General features: G+C 27.5%; 12 protein-coding genes. 9 read left to right on the top strand and 3 right to left on the bottom strand.

The genetic code is table 11. The features are described 5' to 3' along the window. Positions 1–229: 229 nt before the first annotated feature. The 8 genes from AB0T67_RS07615 to AB0T67_RS07580 all read left to right on the top strand — a co-directional run bounded on the left by AB0T67_RS07615 (position 230) and on the right by AB0T67_RS07580 (position 14,388). On the top strand, positions 230–1,432 hold the full coding sequence (locus tag AB0T67_RS07615; protein WP_369219813.1) for an exonuclease SbcCD subunit D C-terminal domain-containing protein: 1,203 nt from the start codon (positions 230–232) through the stop codon (positions 1,430–1,432). A 188-nt stretch (positions 1,433–1,620) separates the two neighbouring features. Further along, a complete protein-coding gene (locus tag AB0T67_RS07610; RefSeq protein WP_369219812.1) occupies positions 1,621–5,274 on the top strand; it encodes an AAA family ATPase in 3,654 nt (1,217 codons plus the stop codon). 141 nt (positions 5,275–5,415) lie between these two features. Next, on the top strand, positions 5,416–6,477 hold the full coding sequence (locus tag AB0T67_RS07605; RefSeq protein ID WP_369219811.1) for a ComEC/Rec2 family competence protein: 1,062 nt from the start codon (positions 5,416–5,418) through the stop codon (positions 6,475–6,477). Continuing rightward, on the top strand, positions 6,474–7,622 hold the full coding sequence (locus AB0T67_RS07600) for a trypsin-like peptidase domain-containing protein (protein ID WP_369219810.1): 1,149 nt from the start codon (positions 6,474–6,476) through the stop codon (positions 7,620–7,622). Before AB0T67_RS07605 ends, AB0T67_RS07600 begins: the two co-directional genes overlap by 4 nt. Beyond that, the gene (locus AB0T67_RS07595) at positions 7,619–8,062 is read left to right on the top strand and encodes a hypothetical protein (RefSeq protein ID WP_369219809.1); all 444 of its coding nucleotides are present in this window, start codon (positions 7,619–7,621) and stop codon (positions 8,060–8,062) included. The genes AB0T67_RS07600 and AB0T67_RS07595 overlap by 4 nt, the downstream gene beginning before the upstream one ends. Then, positions 8,062–10,122, top strand: a complete 2,061-nt coding sequence (locus AB0T67_RS07590) for a P-loop NTPase family protein (RefSeq protein WP_193699944.1) — start codon at positions 8,062–8,064, stop codon at positions 10,120–10,122. Before AB0T67_RS07595 ends, AB0T67_RS07590 begins: the two co-directional genes overlap by 1 nt. A 68-nt stretch (positions 10,123–10,190) precedes the next feature. Beyond that, the gene (gene mfd, locus AB0T67_RS07585; protein WP_369219808.1) at positions 10,191–13,523 is read left to right on the top strand and encodes a transcription-repair coupling factor; all 3,333 of its coding nucleotides are present in this window, start codon (positions 10,191–10,193) and stop codon (positions 13,521–13,523) included. A gap of 7 nt (positions 13,524–13,530) precedes the next feature. After that, positions 13,531–14,388 carry a DMT family transporter gene (locus tag AB0T67_RS07580; protein ID WP_369219807.1) on the top strand — a complete coding sequence of 286 codons (858 nt, stop codon included), beginning with the start codon at positions 13,531–13,533 and terminating at the stop codon, positions 14,386–14,388. Here AB0T67_RS07580 and AB0T67_RS07575 read toward each other — a convergent pair. Further along, entirely contained in the window at positions 14,385–15,470 is a 1,086-nt protein-coding gene (locus tag AB0T67_RS07575) for a hypothetical protein (protein WP_369219806.1), read from the bottom strand. The two genes, AB0T67_RS07580 and AB0T67_RS07575, sit on opposite strands and share 4 nt — an antisense overlap. 12 nt (positions 15,471–15,482) lie before the next feature. Further along, complete coding sequence (dprA, locus tag AB0T67_RS07570) at positions 15,483–16,586, bottom strand: DNA-processing protein DprA (RefSeq protein WP_369219805.1); 1,104 nt, start codon at positions 16,584–16,586, stop codon at positions 15,483–15,485. 162 nt (positions 16,587–16,748) lie between these two features. On the opposite strand from dprA, the gene AB0T67_RS07565 reads away from it, so the two are divergent. Beyond that, positions 16,749–17,267 (top strand): acyl-CoA thioesterase, encoded by a 519-nt coding sequence (locus AB0T67_RS07565; RefSeq protein WP_271231079.1) that lies wholly within the window; start codon positions 16,749–16,751, stop codon positions 17,265–17,267. A gap of 81 nt (positions 17,268–17,348) precedes the next feature. On the opposite strand, the gene AB0T67_RS07560 is transcribed toward AB0T67_RS07565, so the two are convergent. Then, positions 17,349–18,383: an AI-2E family transporter gene (locus tag AB0T67_RS07560; RefSeq protein WP_369219804.1), complete on the bottom strand. Its 1,035-nt coding sequence runs from the start codon at positions 18,381–18,383 to the stop codon at positions 17,349–17,351. Between the last annotated feature and the right edge of the window lie 4 nt (positions 18,384–18,387).

Genomic DNA, 18,387 nt, shown 5'->3' with positions numbered 1-18,387 from the left:
TTTATAATTTAATAATTAAAATTAGTTGTTTATTATTCAAGGCGCAAAGATGAAAAAAAAGACACGAATAACCTTTTATGAAAGTTAAGAAATATAGGAATAATTTACTATTATTTTTTCATGAAATTTTTGTCAAAATTAATAAATATTATTGATTAAAAAAGATATTGATATAACGTATTTTTACCTATTTACAAGATAAAAAATATAGTAGTTAAACATCAATAAAATGAAAATACTTCACACTGCCGATTGGCATTTAGGACATCGATTACACGAACAATCGCAACTAGAAGAGCAAACGTTATTTTTAAATTGGATAGAAAATTATATCAGCAATGAAAAAATAGATTTGCTGTTAATTTCAGGTGATATTTTTGATAACGGTTCGCCGTCTAATCAAAGTTTAGCGATGTATTATAATTTTTTGATAAAGCTAAAATCGACTACTTGTAGTCAAATTATTATTACAGGTGGAAATCACGATTCGCCAGGAACATTAAACGCTCCCAAAGAATTATTAAATGCTTTATCAATAAAAGTAGTTGGTAAAGCCACCGAAAATATTGCTGATGAAGTTTTTGAAATTGATATAAATGATGAAAAAATTATCATAGCGGCTGTTCCTTATTTGCGTGATGGCGATATTAGGCGTGCCGTAGCAGGTGAATCATTCGATGAACTAACTGATAAATATAAAAAAGCTTTAATTAATCATTATAAATCGGCGGCAAATCAATCTGAAAAAATAAATACTAGCAATGCACCCGTTATTGCTATGGGACATTTATTTGCAATCGGTGGTTCTATTTCCGATAGCGAACAAAATATTTACGTAGGAACTTTAGGGCATATTGGCGCTCAAGATTTTCCAATTTATTTTGATTATGTGGCTTTAGGGCATTTACACCGACCTCAAATAATTGGCGAAAATGATAAAATTAGATACTCAGGTTCTCCAAATATTTTAAGTTTCAGTGAAATTAATTATGATAAAAAAATCATTGTTTTAGATGTATCAGCAAATAAAATCACCAATATTGAAGATGTTATTATTCCTAATTTTAGAGAGTTTTACAAACTAAAAGGAAGTATGGAAGATTGTATCGCCAAATTCCCGAGTATTGTTTCGAATTCGTATCAATTAAAACCTTGGGTAGAAATTGTTTTAGATGAAGATAATACGATACAAACCGATGAATTAAAAATAGCTTCTGAAGCATACGATTTTGAAATATTAAAAATCACTTTAAAAAATCAACGAAAAATTAAAGGAATTGAAGAATTATTAGCAGATGCAACATCAATAAAAGAATTAGTACCTACCGAAGTTTTTAAATTAAAATGCGAAGAAATGGATTTTGATTTAGAAGAAAATCAGCAAGTTTGGGACGCTTTTAATGAAGTTTTACAAGCAGTTAAAAAACAATAATAATTCACAATAAGACCAATTAAGCGCCGTGTTAAAATAGCATCGAATCCGTCAACCTGAATTTATTTTAGGTTCGCATTCTGATTTGTCGCAGTTCTCCTATTGATGCGATGCTGAAATAAATTCAGCATGACGGTAAATAGATAAGGTATATCAAAATCGGTATAATAACTCAATAAAAATTCGTTATGAAAATTTTAAAGATAACATTACAAAATATAAATTCATTAAAATCAGAAACTCCAATTGTTATTGATTTTGAAAATCAGCAATTTAAAGACGTTGGTTTATACGCTATAACAGGAGTTACGGGAGCAGGAAAAACTACTATTTTAGATGCAATTACCATTGCATTATATCATAATATACCTCGTTTTAACGGAACAAAAGGAACTTTAATTGATGTTGTAAGTTATGGTGCAAATGATGCTTTTTGTAGTGTTGTTTTCGAAAACAATAATTTTATTTATGAAGGATATTGGGGCGTACGATTAGCAAATAAAGCAGGAGTTCTTTTAAAAAATCCTATTGAAACAGTTAGTTTAAAAAATTTATCTACCGAGAAAATAATAGCAAATCAGAAAAGAAAATATATTGAAGAAGTTGAAAAAGTAACCCAATTAAATTACGATCAATTTTTACGTTCTGTACTATTAGCTCAAGGTGAATTTGCCTCTTTTTTATCCGCAAAAGGACCAGATAAAGGAAAATTATTAGAGCAAATTACAGGAGAACAAATCTATAAAAAAATAGGTGAAGAAATTTTAAATAGAAAATCATCCGAAGAAAAGAAACTAAAAGAAATTCAAGCTAAAATTAATGCTGATGATATTTTATCGAAAGAACAAAAAGATGAATTATTAGAGAAATTAGCAATTTTAACAACCGATATTGCTAAAAATGAACAAGAAATAGCAAAAATTACAGCGGTTATTAATTGGTATATAAATTATCAAAAATTACTAGATAAAGATACCAATTTAGAAAAAAACACTCAAGAGCTTACTCTTTTTGTTGATAATTCTAAAAAAGAATTAGACCGATTATCTTTAGATGAAAAAGCATCATTTTTTGTAGATGTACTTCAGAATATTAAAAGAAATGAGAAAAATATTCTTGATAAAACACATCAAAAGAAAATATTAGAAGATGAATTAATAAAGCTTACGCCTAAAATTGAAAACTTCAAAAATCAAGTTAAAAACGAAATAACAGTTTTAGAAAATACAGATAAAGAATTTAAAATTTGGTTGCCGAAATTTGATGAAATTACGAAGTTAGATGCTCAATTAAAAAATGAAATTGATATTACTTTTCAATCATCTGAAAAATTAAAAGAGTTAAAAATAGATATTACAAAGTTAGAAAATAAAGAAAATAAGCTAAAAATCAATTTAGATAAAATAAAAGGAAATATTAAAATTGATGAAAATAAATTACATCAAAATAAATTTTTATTAGAAGTTAAAAATCATATTTCTAGTTGGAATTCAGATTTAATTACTTTAAAATCACATAAAAATATTTTAAAAGAAAATGCTGGTTTTATTGCTAAAAAAAATGAAGAAATATCAAAAACAACGACTTTTTTAAAAGAAAAAAATGATTTTTTATCTAAAGAAAATATCGAAATTGAAAAGTTTGAAAAAGAAATTTTAGATGTAAACTCGAAATTATCAAAAAATAATATTACTGATTTATTAGCAAATCAAAATATACTTTCATCATCAGAAAATAAATGGAAAGAATTTAAAAATTTATCCGAAGAAATTGCAAAAAACGAGAAAGAACAAATTGAAAAAATAACTCAAAAATCAAATTTATCAACTGAATTAATCAAGTGTAAAGAAAAAATTGAAAATCTTAAAAATGATATTTTAAAACAAGAAATATCAGTTAAAGATGCTGAAAAAATTCTGAATTTAGAAAAAAGTATCGCTAATTATGAAGCCGACCGTCAAAAATTAAAAAAAGGCGAACCTTGTGGTTTATGTGGTTCAAAAGAACATCCGTTTACGGAAAATTTAGAAGTTGTTGGCGTTTCAGAATCTGAAAAAATATTTATCGAAAGAAAAAATATTTTAAAAAATTTAGAAAAATCAAAAGTAGCTTTAAATATAAACGAAACACAATTAAATACAAATATTAAAGCTTTAGAAACTCAAATAATTTCAATTTTAGAAGTTGTAAAAAAACTGAAATTAAAAGCAAAAACTTTAGATATTAATTGTGATTTAACAAATATTTCTGAAATTAATTCAGTGTTAAAATCAATATCAGAAAAAATAAAAGTACTTACTCAAAATTTAAAAGTAGCAGAAGAATTACAAAAAAAGAAAGATAGCTTATCTAAAATAATTGATTCGAAAAAAAACGAAATAAATATACTTAAAACAGAAGTTGCAACACTCACCGAAAAAAATAAAAATGCAACAGCAGAAATAATATCCAAGGAAAAAATAACCGATGATTTAAGGAGTATTTGTAACAACTTAGAAAGCACTTTAAAAACTAATTTAGCCGAATTTAAGTATGAATTGCCAACTATAAATCAGGTAGATTTATTTATTCAAAATATTGAGAAATCTGTTACTGAATATTCAAAAATTCAACAAAATTTAGATGCTTTAAAATCAGAAGAAAAAGTAAATAATCTTGATTTAGAAAACACTAAAAAACAAGTAGAAAATTATACAAAAACGAAAAATGAGTTTCTTCAAAAAAAATCAGCATCTGAAAATAATACGAAGCTTTTAAAAGAGCAACGAAATACTATTTTACCTCTTGAAATCAGTATAGAAAAAAAGCGTGAAAATTTACAATTAAGATGTAAAGAAGCTTCAATAAAACTAGAAGAAAGTAAAAAGTATTTACAGAAATTATCAGAAGAAAAATCAGTAAAAGAAGCGTTAAAAGTTAAAAACAATCAAGAGTTTAAAGTTTTATCCGAAGAAATAAAAATCTTAGAAATTGATTTTAATAAACAACTAAAAAACAGTGATTTTGAATCGAAAGAAGCAATTGAAAATGCGTTGTTATCAAAAGAAATTAAAGAAAAATATATTCGAAATAAAGACAAAATAAACAAAAAACAACTTGAATTAAAAACGTTAAAAGAAGAGAATGTAAAAGCAAAAGAATCTTTAAATAACCTTAAAAATTTTGAAATTTCAGAAGAAGATAGCAAATTTAAATTAGCGGATTTTCAACAAAAAAATAAAGAATATTTAACTGAAAAAGGGGAAATATCAGAAGCTTTTAGAAAAGATAAAGAAATAGAAGATAGGAATAAAGAAGTGTATCAAAAAATTGATGCGCAAACTAAAATTTGTAACGTTTGGAAAGAGTTATTTAAAATTATCGGGAACTCAAAAGATGCGTTTAATGTGTATGTGCAACGTTTAACTTTAAAGCATTTATTAGACCTTGCCAATGTGCATTTGTACAAATTGAACAAGCGTTATTCCTTGAAAATGGAGGATTTATACAAGCCTAAAGAAGAGCTTAATTTTAATTTAATAGACCATTATCAAACTGACCAATCTCGTTTGGTAGATACTTCGAGTGGTGGCGAAAAGTTTATTATTAGTTTGGCGTTGGCATTAGGATTATCGGATTTGGCGAGTAAAAATGTGAAAATTGATTCGCTTTTTATTGATGAAGGTTTCGGAACTTTAGACAGCAACACGCTTGAAACGGTAATATCAACCTTAGAAACGCTGCAGGCGCAAGGAAAAATGATTGGGATTATATCGCACGTTGAAAACCTGAAAGAACGTATTCCGACGCAAATACAAATCACTAAAAAAAGTAACGGGGTTAGTGTTTTAGATGTTGTGTAATGTGGTTGGTGGTTTATCTAAATAATTGTGTAGTTTTATAGGTGAAAAATTGAAAAAGGAAAAACTCTTCATTTACGATGTGTTTTGCATTGTTTAATGGTGGAGGGATGTGGGGATTTTAGGAATAAAGAGCGTAAAATTATGAAAAACAAAGAAATATTGAAAACGAAGATTAACGTATTGAAAGCACACGAAGGAGATTCAATAATTATTGAAACTTATGATATTGAAAAGAATAAATATATTATTCTTATTGATGGTGGTCCTCGTCAAACTTTTAAAACAACCTTAGTAAAAGAGCTAGATAAATATCAAAGAATAGATTTACTAATACTTACTCATATTGATAATGATCATATTGCGGGTTTGATTCAGTACTTATCAAGTTCCCATGCGGATAAACATAGCTTTGGAAAATTATTAATTAATGCTCCAAATTTATTAAAATGTAATGATAATGGAACACAGATTAGTATTAATGAAGGAATCGAATTTGAAAAAATAATTAATAAAAAATATCCTAATTTAGAAATAATTGGAAAAATAACTTCAGAGATAGAGTTGAAATTAAACCTTCCTGAAGGTATTGATATTAAAATATTATCACCAAACCAAGCTGCTTTAGATGAATTAATCAAAAATTGGCGAGAAATTGACTTCAATAAAGAAGAAAACACTCAACTATCATCTACAGAATTAAAAGCAAAAGATTTTGACAAAAGTTTTAAAAAACTAGCAGAAAAAACAACTAGTGAGAAAAAAATAAGTAGAGATTTCGCAAATGCTTCTTCTATTGCTTTCTCTATTAAAACAATAGATTTTCATGGTCTATTTTTAGGAGACTCTCATTCATCTATTGTTACAGAAAGTATTAAAAATAAGTATAAAGATAACCTTCCAGTTAAATTTGATTATGTAAAAATATCTCATCATGGAAGTAAGCATAATACATCTAACAACTTTCTTGATACTATAGAATGTAATAAATTTATAATATCTACTAATGGAGGTAAAGGAAGAGCTAAGCATCCTGATAGGCAAACCTTAGCGAAAATTGTAAGTCATAAAAATATGCAAAAAGAAAAAGTTCAGTTCTTTTTTAATTACCCACTTTCGAAGATAGAAGAAAAAACAGGAAAATTATTTAAAGATGAAGAATTAAAATTCTTCGAATATTATGAAATAAATGAAATCACAACATGAGTAAAGAATTATTAAAACAACTTGTAGTTCGAATTACCACAAGTGATGGAACTGGTTCTATGACAGGTAGTGGAGTTATCGTAAAAAACAAAAATGAAGAGTATTTTGTAATAACGGCAGAGCATTGTATTTATGGGAAAAAGGAAAATAGACTAGAAGGCATAACTAAAAAATGTATCACAATAGAATATAAAAAAAACTACAGTGATCCTTTTAAAAAAATTGAAATAAAAAAAATATCAGACCCTGACCCAGATAATGATATTGCTATTATTTCAATTTTTTCTTTAAATGGACAGGCTGACAATTTGGTTTGTTCAGAATTAGAAAATGAGTCTGATTGTACTAATCTTTATTTTAGGGGGTTTCCTAAGTGGTTAAATAAAAAAAATGAAGCCAAAACATACAATTGTATTATTGAGGAAAACGATAATCAATCTTTCTTTATAAAAGTAACTGAATTAAAAGATTATTCTTTATCACTTCATGTTACTGAAACTTCTAGTGGACTATCGGGAAGTGGTGTTTTTGATATTAAAAATGGTAAAATGTTTCTAATTGGAATAGTTACAAATTTACGTGATTCTAATGCTTCTTTTGGTCATATTAAATGTTCTAAGCTTGATGATATATTTAATAAATTCGACTTTGAAGTTTACCCTCTTTCAAATAAAGCTCAACAATTATTTTTAAAAAGTAATGCCTTAGATAAGGAATTTATAAAAAAAAGAATCAAGGAATTAAGGGAGAGTAAAAATTATGAATTTAATAACCTGTATAAAAAATGTAAGGAGCATTTATATGATAAAGAAATAACAGATGAAATGGTGGATAAAATATTGACAGATTTCTTTTCTGTAGAAATATCATTGAAGGCATTAGGTAAATTAAATTCCTATATACAGGAGGATTTTGATAATGCAATGATTCAACTTTCTAAAAGAGTTGAAATTAATTTTAATAAAAGACCTGTGAATGATATTTCTGAAGCCCAAGATATTTATGCTAAAGTAAAAGATTTTTTTATAGAGGTTTTTAAAGAAGAGAATGAGAATAGAATAAAGGCTTCTATAGTGAGAGAATTCTCAGAAAATGCTGGTGCTGGATTATTACTTAACTGTGATTTAGATTTTAGAAAAGTATGAAGGAAACAATAATCAACCCAAAACCAGTGTATATTCCTTTACACTTACAACCGATATACAGGGTTTCTCAAATTCTTTTGATACTGTATATAAATACAGGTTCTTCAAAATCTGCTACTATTTCACTTCTACAAACCATCGCTTGGGCAATGAGAGATGAACAAAACATGAAAATATTAATAGATTATAAAAATAATTTACGAAATACTTTGGTTCCATGGTGCTTTGAACCAGCATTGGATAAAGCTTTAATTATTGCTTTAGTTAACGACTATTGTATAAAACAGATTGGCGGTAAAATTAAATTAACACCTAAAGGTAAAAAATTTGTTGAATTAATAAATAACAATAGTTTGTTTAAAAAACAAATAGACCTACTTGAAAACATTGGTGATGTCTCTAAAATAATAAGTGAAAAACAAAACTGGAAAACTAAATAATGATACAGATTAATAGATTAAAATTAGACATACAAGGATATTCTGCTTTTGACACAAGTAATAAAGAACGTTTTGGATTTGATATCCCTTTTAAAAAAGGACTTAACGTAATTAAAGGTGAAAATACTTCTGGAAAATCAACAATAGTATCATGTTTATTGTATTCTCTTGCTCTAGAAGAAATGCTAGGTGTTAAATATGAACATTCTTTAGATAACTCTCTTAAAAAAGAATTTTCAATAGATGAAATTAAGATAAAAGTGCACTCATCATATGTATTCATTGAAATTGAGAATTCAAAAGGAGCTATAAGAACTATAAAAAGGAGTATTGTTGGAAATCCTAATGAAAAATTTTATTTGAAAGTTTATGAAGGAAGAATCTCTGAATTAAATTCTATTGATAACCCAAGAACATTATATATTCATAGAAAGCGAAATCATGAAAGTGAGATTGCATATTTTACGTGGTTTTCTGAGTTTTTAGGATTTTCTAAACTACCTAAAGTTTTAAATCAAAAAAATGAATACTCACACTTATATTTACAAACTATTTTTCCTGCTCTTTTTATTGAACAAACTAAAGGTTGGTCTGATTTCCTTTCATCAATACCTTATTTTGGTATCAAAGAAAATAAACAAAGAACTATAGAATTTTTATTAAACCTTAAAGCATTAAAAAATGAAGTTGAAAAGGAAAAATTATCAGGGACTAGAAAGAAGATAATTCAAAATTGGCGGTCTACAATTAATAAAATGAATATTCTTGCGATTTCGAACTCTGGGAGGTTCTTAGATATATCAGATGAACCACTTATCGATAGTTCTCATTTAAAAGAAGTTTTTCTTGAGATTCGGAAAGACATTAATACAGATGAATATATTAAAATAGAAAATTTAATTTTAGATTTAATTAAACAAAAAAATAAAATAAAATTAGTTCCTAAACTGGTTAAAGATGCAAGCCCTCATCTAAAAAATAAACTTAAAAGTTTAAGTAGAGAATATCAAAATTACACTAAATATTATAAAAAATTCACACTTAAATATGAATCTGACAGATATCAGCTAAAATCATATATTAATCATCTTAAAGAGTTAAAAAATGAAATAGAAGTAAATAATGATATTAAATATTTAACAGAAAAAGACCCTAGTATTAATGAATTAGATAATTGCCCTACATGTCATCAAGAATTTGGTAGCTCTATTATCAAAACAAACCTATCGGTCGAGTTTAAAACTATAAAAGGAAATTTAGCTTATCTTAAAAATCAAGAAAAAATTTTAACTAGTTCAATTAGTAATCTTAATTTAATCTTAACAGAAAAAGCTGTCATTGATAATACTTTCAATCTAGAAATTTCAGATTTACAATCCAAAATAAAACAGCTAAAAAATGAACTTCTCGACCCAGCTTTAATGCCTTCTAGATCTCAGATTTATGAAGAGCTAAAATTAGAAAATAATATAAAAAATATCTCAGAAGTACAGTCAAATTTTGGATTTTTAATAAAAGAATTAGAAGGTATTTGTGAAAATTTCAGTAAGAATAAAAGAAAAATTCAAAATTTGGTATTAGATGAAGAAGGCGATAACTTAAAACTTGAGAAACTTGAAATTAGTTTTAAAAATTTACTAAGTAAATTTAAGTATACTAGTAACGAAATGAGTTCTGTATCTCTAAATAAAAAATTTCCATTTAAATACTTACCTATCTCAAAATACGGAAACGATATTCAGAAAATTCAAATAAGCTCTTCAGCAAGTGATTTTATAAGAAGTATATGGGCTTATACAATCAGTTTGTTAGTAAATGCAGAAAATCATCCAGGAATATTATTGTTTGATGAACCAAGTCAACACTCAATGAAGAGTAGTAGTTTAAAAGAATTTTTCAATACATTATCTGAGCTTAATGATTATCAAATAATTGTTGCAGCTTCAACTGAAGAACATCTAAAAACAGAAGATAAAAACCCATATTCAATTAATAATATTTTAAGTGATTTAAAATACAACGAATACAAAATAGTAAATAAAGCAATTCATCGAATGTAGGTCTATGTTTTAAAATGAGTTTCACTCAAAAAAATAAACCACGTATATTTGTATAAAATACTTGTACGTTGAGCAAACAATTGATTGTAAACCATTACCAACAATCTGATACTATCAAACAGATTGTTAAAGAGCTTCAACAAGAACAAAACCACTTTCAAATATCGAATTTGGTTGGTTCTTCGTTGTCTTTTGTTATTTCTGAAACTTTTAAAAAAGCCGAAAAACCCTATTTATTAATTTTTAATGATAAGGAAGAAGCAGCTTATTATTTAAACGATTTAGAGCAATTATTAGGGGATAAAAATGTGTTGTTTTATCCAGGATCTTATCGCCGACCTTATCAGATTGATGAAACCGATAATGCCAATGTTTTGTTGCGTTCAGAGGTTTTAAATCGGATTAATTCACGAAGAAAACCCGCTGTTATTGTAACATATCCAACAGCTTTGTTTGAAAAAGTAGTCACCAAAAAAGAACTCGATAAAAACACCTTAAAAATTAAAGTTGGCGAAAATATATCGCCCGATTTTGTAAATGAAGTATTATTTGAATATCATTTTAATAGAGTAGATTTTGTTACTGAACCTGGTGATTTTTCAGTACGTGGCGGAATTATTGATGTGTTTTCATTTTCGAATGATGAACCTTATCGAATGGAGTTTTTTGGCGATGAAATAGAAAGTATCCGAACTTTTGATGTGGAAACGCAATTATCAAAAGAAAAACATCAAAAAATAAGTATCATGCCCAATGTAGAAAACAAAGGGCTACAAGAAAATAGAGAAAGTTTTTTAAAATATATATCGGCTAAAACAGCAATTTTTGTAAAAGATATAACCACAATTACAACAAATTTAGATACGTTTTTTAAAAAAGGAACTGATTCATTTGATGAATTATCGAAAGAAATAAAACGCTCAAAACCCGCTGAATTATTTTGTGATGGTGCTTTAATTCAAGAAGAATTACAACAATTTACGACAGTAAATATGAGTAAATCTGTTATCAAAAATGTAACAAATATTACTTTTGATACCAAGGCACAACCTTCTTTTAATAAAAAATTCGATTTGTTAATTCAGAATCTTAACGAATTTTCAGCAAAAGGATTTACCAATTATATTTTTTGTTCTAACGATAAACAAGCTCAGCGTTTTCATGATATTTTTGATGATAATGAAGTCGAAGTATCTTATGAAACTATTGTTTTTCCATTGTATCAAGGGTTTGTAGATCATCAAAATAAAATAGTTTGTTATACCGATCATCAAATATTTGAGCGTTATTATAAATTTCGCTTAAAAAATGGATACGAAAAAAAGCAATCTATAAGCATACAAGAACTTACCAAACTAGAAATTGGCGATTATGTAACGCATATCGACCATGGAATTGGAAAATTTGGAGGACTTCAAAAAATAGATGTAGAAGGAAAAAAACAAGAAGCAATTAAGTTAATTTATGGCGATAGAGATATTTTATATGTAAGTATTCATTCATTACATAAAATTACAAGGTTTAACGGAAAAGATGGAAAACCACCTAAAATATATAAATTAGGTTCGGGTGCTTGGAAAAAAGTAAAACAAAAAACAAAGGCTCGAGTTAAACATATTGCGTTTAATTTAATTCAATTATACGCTAAAAGAAAATTACAAAAAGGCTACGCTTTTGCTCCTGATACGCATATGCAACATGAGTTGGAAGCAAGTTTTATTTATGAAGATACGCCTGATCAATTTACATCAACTCAAGATGTGAAAAATGATATGGAAAAACCGCAACCCATGGATAGATTGGTTTGTGGTGATGTTGGTTTTGGAAAAACAGAAGTAGCAATTCGTGCAGCTTTTAAAGCTGTCGATAACGGAAAACAAGTAGCTGTTTTAGTGCCTACAACTATTTTAGCGTTTCAACATTTTAAAACTTTTACCGAGCGTTTAAAAGATTTTCCTGTTACGGTTGATTATTTAAATCGATTTAGAACGGTAAAACAACGAAATACTGTTTTAGAAGGTGTTGCAAATGGAAGTGTAGATATTGTAATCGGAACGCATCAATTAACTAATAAAAAACTGCAATTCAAAAATTTAGGATTGTTAGTTATTGATGAAGAACAAAAGTTTGGAGTTGCCGTAAAAGACAAGTTAAAAACCATCAAAGAAAATGTAGATACGCTTACTTTAACAGCCACGCCAATACCAAGAACCCTACAATTTAGTTTGATGGCAGCCAGAGATTTATCAGTAATAAAAACAGCACCACCAAATCGTCATCCTATTGAAACCAATGTCATCCGCTTTAGCGAAGAAACCATTCGTGATGCAATTTCTTATGAAATTTCTCGTGGAGGACAAGTGTTTTTTATCCATAATAGAATCGAAAATATTAAGGAAGTAGCAGGTTTATTACAACGTTTAGTTCCGAATGCTAAAATCGGTATCGGTCATGGACAAATGGAAGGTAAAAAGTTAGAAGAATTGATGCTCGGTTTTATGAATAATGAGTTTGATGTATTGGTATCAACCACCATTATTGAAAGTGGATTGGACGTGCCAAATGCCAATACTATTTTTATCAACAATGCGAATAACTTCGGATTGTCAGATTTACACCAAATGCGTGGTCGTGTTGGGCGTTCGAATAAAAAAGCATTCTGTTATTTTATTACGCCAGCGTATCATATGATGACTACTGATGCGAGGAAACGTATCGAAGCTTTAGAGTTGTTTTCAGAATTAGGAAGCGGTTTAAATATCGCCATGAAAGATTTAGAAATTCGTGGAGCTGGAGATTTATTAGGAGGTGAACAAAGCGGATTTATCAATGATATTGGGTTTGAAACTTATCAGAAAATACTACAAGAAGCTATTGAAGAATTGAAAGAAAATGAGTTTAAAGAATTATATGTTACGGATGAAAATACACCGAAAGAATATGTAAAAGATGTACAAATTGAAACAGATTTTGAAATTCTTATTCCTGATGCTTACGTAAATTCGGTAACTGAAAGATTAAGTTTATATAATGATTTAGGAAACTTAACAAAAGAAGAAGAGTTATTAACATTTGAAAGTCAAATTATTGATAGGTTTGGCGAATATCCGCCAGAAGTACAAGATTTATTAGACAGCGTTCGCATAAAATGGTTGGCGAAAGAGTTAGGACTTGAAAAAATCATATTAAAACAAAAACGCTTATTAGGATATTTTATATCTGATCAACAAAGTTCATTTTATGAAACCGAAGCGTTTACAAAGACGTTACAATATGTACAACAAAATCCGAAAAGTTGTGTAATGAAAGAGAAAGATACTAAAAATGGAAAAAGATTATTAGTTACTTTTATTCGAATTGATTCAGTAAAAACAGCCTTAAACTTATTACAAAAAATATAATTAAACAATGGAAAATAATCATACTAAAAATTTAGCTGGTTTATTATTAGCAACTTTATTTATAAGTACATCAGGTGTTTTAGGAAGATATATAGCAATGCCTTCGGAAGTAATTATTTGGTTTCGTTCGGTTTTTGCGATGTTAATTTTATTTGCTTTTTGTAAGTTTAAAAAAATTGATTTAACCATAAAATCAAGCAAACATATATTTCCGCTTATTATTAGCGGAATTTTTATGGCAGCTCATTGGATTACTTATTTCTATGCCTTAAAATTATCGAATGTTGCCATAGGAATGTTGTCATTATACACCTTTCCTGTAATGATTGCTTTTTTAGAACCCTTATTTTTAAAGGTCAAATTTAACCCGATTTACATTGTTTTAGGATGTATGGTATTGTTAGGACTTTATATTTTATCGCCCGAATTTAATTTAGAAAGCTCTAATGTACAAGGAATTTTATTTGGGTTACTTTCTGCATTATTTTATGCTATCAGAATTTTGATGTTAAAACAATATGTAGTTCAATATAACGGAACAATGTTGATGTTTTATCAAACTTTAATTATTACGATTTGTTTGTTACCAGTATTGTTTTTTATGGATGTTTCAGGTTTTACAAATCAATATCCATATGTGTTATTATTGGCACTTTTAACCACGGCAATAGGGCATAGTTTAATGGTACATTCTTTACAGTTTTTTACGGTTTCAACATCTAGTATTATTAGTAGTGTACAACCTATTTTCGGAATTATTTTAGCATTTATCTTTTTAAATGAAATACCAACATGGAATACTTTTATAGGAGGTTCATTAATATTAGCAACGGTAGTTATTGAAAGTATCCGAAGTAAAAATTAATACGGTTTTTGTTGTTGTTCTATAATACTTTTAAGCGTTACATCTTCATAATTTCTACGAACAAAGGTTAGTGCATTTTCTAATATTTGTCCCATACCATCACTATCTCTAAAATTTATGTCACCTGTAAAATCAAAAATTTCGGCTTTTAGTTTTTCTATATTTTTAGGGATAGAAATGGTATCCGATTTCATAGCAGTAAGTAATCTGCTTAAACGAGAACGATATCCTAAAATTCGTTTTGCAACAATAGAGCGTTCTTCTAACTTATATTGCTCAATAGAATCGGATGTTAATTTTTTGGCTACTAACTGCACCATTTTTAAATTTTCTTTAAAAAACTGCGGATAATAGACTTTAAACTTACCTTCATAACATTGTTGGTCAAAATCGATAGGTCTAATTTTATAAACTACATTTTCAAAATCATGTGTTGGTACAACTACGTAATTATACGAGCGCATATCGCCTAACAAACGAATCATACAACGTTCGTTAAATTTTACAAATTCTTTGGCTATTTGTGCTTTTTCAATATCTAAACAATCATCTAAATAATCTTTGATAAAAACATCACCAGGAATTCCTGAAATATGTTCTTCAATTAAGGTGTCTTTATAAACTAAAAAGTTCAAATTATAAGGCGATAAAATATCTTCTAATTCTAATCCATAAATACGAGAAGCATCTGTTTTTTTAACGTAAAAGTAAGTGTAATTATCATTTAAAATATTACGAACCTTTACTCTAAATGGCTGAGAATTTCCAAAAGTACAGAAATCTACAGCATCAATATTTAAATGTTTTATACTTGCATCTGAACCGTTTGAATGTAAAATATTATATATTTTTTTTAAACTGAAATCTATTTCTTCACGTTCAAATTCATTGTAATAAACACGTACCCATAAGGTATCATTATCATTTTTATCGTAGACAGTTATAGCGCCTTGATAGCGTAATAAATCATCATAAAAAATAGGTATTTTAATAGTTCTATTATATTTTTTTAAATAAAGTCCTAGTTTTTTATTAACAGGATATACAGGTTTTCTTTGAGATATTAATTTTTCTTCAGCCATAAATCAAAGATACTAAACCTCAAACAGTTTACCTGGTAAAGGTTTAATAACTCCTTTAAGTTCCATTTCGAGTACTAAAGATGATAATTTATAAACAGGAATTTCACATTTATAGGCAATTACATCAAATAATTGTTTGCCGTTTTCTGATAAATAATCGTGTATTTTTTGTTCAGAATCGTTTAGAGTAACAAATAATTGGTTTTGTATAGGAGCTATATTTTTTGATAAAGTAACATCCCAATTAAGCATTTTTATAATGTCATCAGCACTACTTAATAAATGAGCTTGGTCGTTTTTGATAAGGTTATTACAGCCTTTACTGTAAGTATCATAAGTTCTACCTGGCACTGCAAAAACATCTCTATTATAAGAGTTTGCAATATCGGCAGTAACAAGTGAGCCTCCTTTTCCTGCAGATTCAATTACGATAGTAGCTTTTGATAGTCCAGCAACAATTCTATTTCTTTTTAAAAAATTATCACGTAGTGGTTGTTCTTCATGCCAAAAATCAGTAATAAATCCACCATTTTTAGTTACTTCTGTACAGTATTTTTTATGTGTATTCGGATATATCATTTCTAATCCATGAGCTAAAACTCCAACTGTTTGCAAATTATTTTCAATCGATGCTTTGTGTGCGCAAATATCAACACCATAGGCAAAACCACTTATAATTATTGGGTTATGTACTGCTAAATCAGTTATAAGTTGATTGCAAAAATCACGTCCATAAGTGGTAATTTTTCTAGTACCGACTATTGAAATTATTTTTTGACTATTCAAATTGATAGTTCCATCTTTAAAAAATAGAATAGGAGCATCAATACAGTTTTTTAAGTTTTGAGGATAATCGGCATCTAAAAAATAAGAATATTGAATATTATTTTTGATGATATAATCAAACTCTTTTTCAGCTTTTTTTAAGTTTTCAATATTTAATAATTGTTGTATAATATGATTTCCTATTCCGTTTATTTTATATAGAGAACTTGCTTTTTCTTTAAATATTTGCTCAACATTACCTGTAGCTGTAATTAATTTTTTAGCTAAAATATCGCCTACATTTTTGGTGGCTTGTAGGCGTAAAATAGCTAATATTTTTTCAGGTTTCATATAGTAATTATTTGATTATCAATATACAAAAAATACTATTATTAGTTTAATAGAGTATGTAAATAATTGTAATGTAAGGTGATAATACCCTATAATTAAAGTTGGTTTAACTTATGTATTATTTATTATCTTTATGTATATCTTTGCATCAAAATTTAATTGATGACAGCTAAAACACCTATAGAATCATTAACAGTACTTACTGATCTTGTTTTACCAGGAGAAACAAATTATTTAGATAATCTTTTTGGAGGAGAGTTATTAGCTCGTATGGACAGAGCTTGTAGTATTGCTGCACGCCGTCATTCAAGAAGAATTGTGGTTACTGCATCAGTTAATCATGTTGCTTTTACAAAATCAGTTCCTGTAGGAAGTGTTGTTACATTGGAAGCAAAGGTTTCAAGAGCATTCAGGTCATCAATGGAAGTATATGTTGATGTTTGGACTGAAGACCGTCAATCAGGAGAAAGAACAAAGGTTAATGAAGGTATTTATACATTTGTTGCTGTAAATGAAACAGGAAAACCTGTACCTGTTCCTTCAATTACACCAGAAACAGAGTTAGAAAAGAAACGTTTCGATGGTGCTTTACGTAGAAAACAATTAAGTTTAGTTTTGGCTGGTAAATTAGATCCGAAAGAAGCAACCGAACTAAAAGCATTATTTTTAGGAGAAGAATAATATTACTGAAAATCTTAATAAATTTTTTATAATTCCTCAAATACCTTGAAAACTTTAGTCTTATTTAAAAGACTAAAGTTTTTATATTTCATCTATTTCGCCATTTTCAGATAAAAAAATTGCCATTGTTTTTGTTTTTTCAAATTGAGAAAATACAATAATCATAATTACGGTAATTGGTACACTTAAAATCATTCCTGTAACGCCCCAAATTTTACCCCAAATAGCTAATGATAATATAGTTACTAGTGGGCTTAAATTTAGTGATTTTCCAAATAATTTAGGTTCAATAATATTACCAACAATTATTTGAATAGACCCAACAGCGGCAAGTACAATTAAAAAAGGTGGAAATTCACCAAATTGTATAAGGCTAAAAATAGTAGGAAAAATAGTTCCTATTAATGAGCCAATAGTTGGTATATAGTTTAATAAAAAAATTAAAAAAGCCCAAAAAGGCGCACTGTCTACGCCTACTAATAGTAAAACGATATAACTTAAAATACCTGTAAGTAAGCTTACGTAGGTTTTTAGTCTAAGATAATTTGAAACAGAAAATTCTATTTTAGCAATCATAGATTGCATGTTGGTAAACTTATTTCCTTTTGCTTCAAATACTTTAATTAGTTTCTTTTTAAAGCTACTTTCTTCTAAAAATATAAATAAAGCATAAATAATAATCATAAAAGTATCTCCTAACAAACTACTAATTCCGTTTGCAATATCTCCTAAAACCGATCCATAATTAAAATCACCTATAAAAGATTTTACTAATTTGATAATATCAATATTAAAATAGGCATCTAATTTTTTTATAATAGCACCAATATTAGGTTCATATTTTGAATAAGATGTTGATAAATTAGTAATACTATTAGTTATTATTTCTGACATAAAACTAAAGCTCAAAATAATAAAAGTAAACACAAAAATATTACTCAACCAAATAGGAATAAATTTAGTTGCGAAAGGTATTTTATAAATAGTTTTTCGTATTTCTCGTGTTAAAAACCAAAAAATTAAGGCAAAAATAAACGGAATTAATATCCCTTTACCGATAACCAATGCAGTTATGATAACAACAATAATAATAATGAAATTTGCGGAATTTTTCATGTGG

The sequence above is a fragment of the Tenacibaculum salmonis genome (assembly GCF_041053065.1).
GTDB classification, from domain to species: domain Bacteria; phylum Bacteroidota; class Bacteroidia; order Flavobacteriales; family Flavobacteriaceae; genus Polaribacter; species Polaribacter pacificus_A.
The sequence above is the reverse complement of the archived record's forward strand: the minus strand, read 5'-3'. Positions and strand labels throughout refer to the sequence as shown.

What these genes read in the sequence shown, in the direction of transcription:
- AB0T67_RS07610 (WP_369219812.1), top strand. Translation starts at nt 1,621, where the DNA reads ATGAAAATTTTAAAGATAACATTACAAAATATAAATTCATTAAAATCA.
- AB0T67_RS07575 (WP_369219806.1), bottom strand. Translation starts at nt 15,470, where the DNA reads ATGGCTGAAGAAAAATTAATATCTCAAAGAAAACCTGTATATCCTGTT.
- AB0T67_RS07565 (WP_271231079.1), top strand. Translation starts at nt 16,749, where the DNA reads ATGACAGCTAAAACACCTATAGAATCATTAACAGTACTTACTGATCTT.
- dprA (WP_369219805.1), bottom strand. Translation starts at nt 16,586, where the DNA reads ATGAAACCTGAAAAAATATTAGCTATTTTACGCCTACAAGCCACCAAA.
- AB0T67_RS07600 (WP_369219810.1), top strand. Translation starts at nt 6,474, where the DNA reads ATGAGTAAAGAATTATTAAAACAACTTGTAGTTCGAATTACCACAAGT.
- AB0T67_RS07580 (WP_369219807.1), top strand. Translation starts at nt 13,531, where the DNA reads ATGGAAAATAATCATACTAAAAATTTAGCTGGTTTATTATTAGCAACT.
- AB0T67_RS07590 (WP_193699944.1), top strand. Translation starts at nt 8,062, where the DNA reads ATGATACAGATTAATAGATTAAAATTAGACATACAAGGATATTCTGCT.
- AB0T67_RS07605 (WP_369219811.1), top strand. Translation starts at nt 5,416, where the DNA reads ATGAAAAACAAAGAAATATTGAAAACGAAGATTAACGTATTGAAAGCA.
- AB0T67_RS07615 (WP_369219813.1), top strand. Translation starts at nt 230, where the DNA reads ATGAAAATACTTCACACTGCCGATTGGCATTTAGGACATCGATTACAC.
- AB0T67_RS07595 (WP_369219809.1), top strand. Translation starts at nt 7,619, where the DNA reads ATGAAGGAAACAATAATCAACCCAAAACCAGTGTATATTCCTTTACAC.
- AB0T67_RS07560 (WP_369219804.1), bottom strand. Translation starts at nt 18,383, where the DNA reads ATGAAAAATTCCGCAAATTTCATTATTATTATTGTTGTTATCATAACT.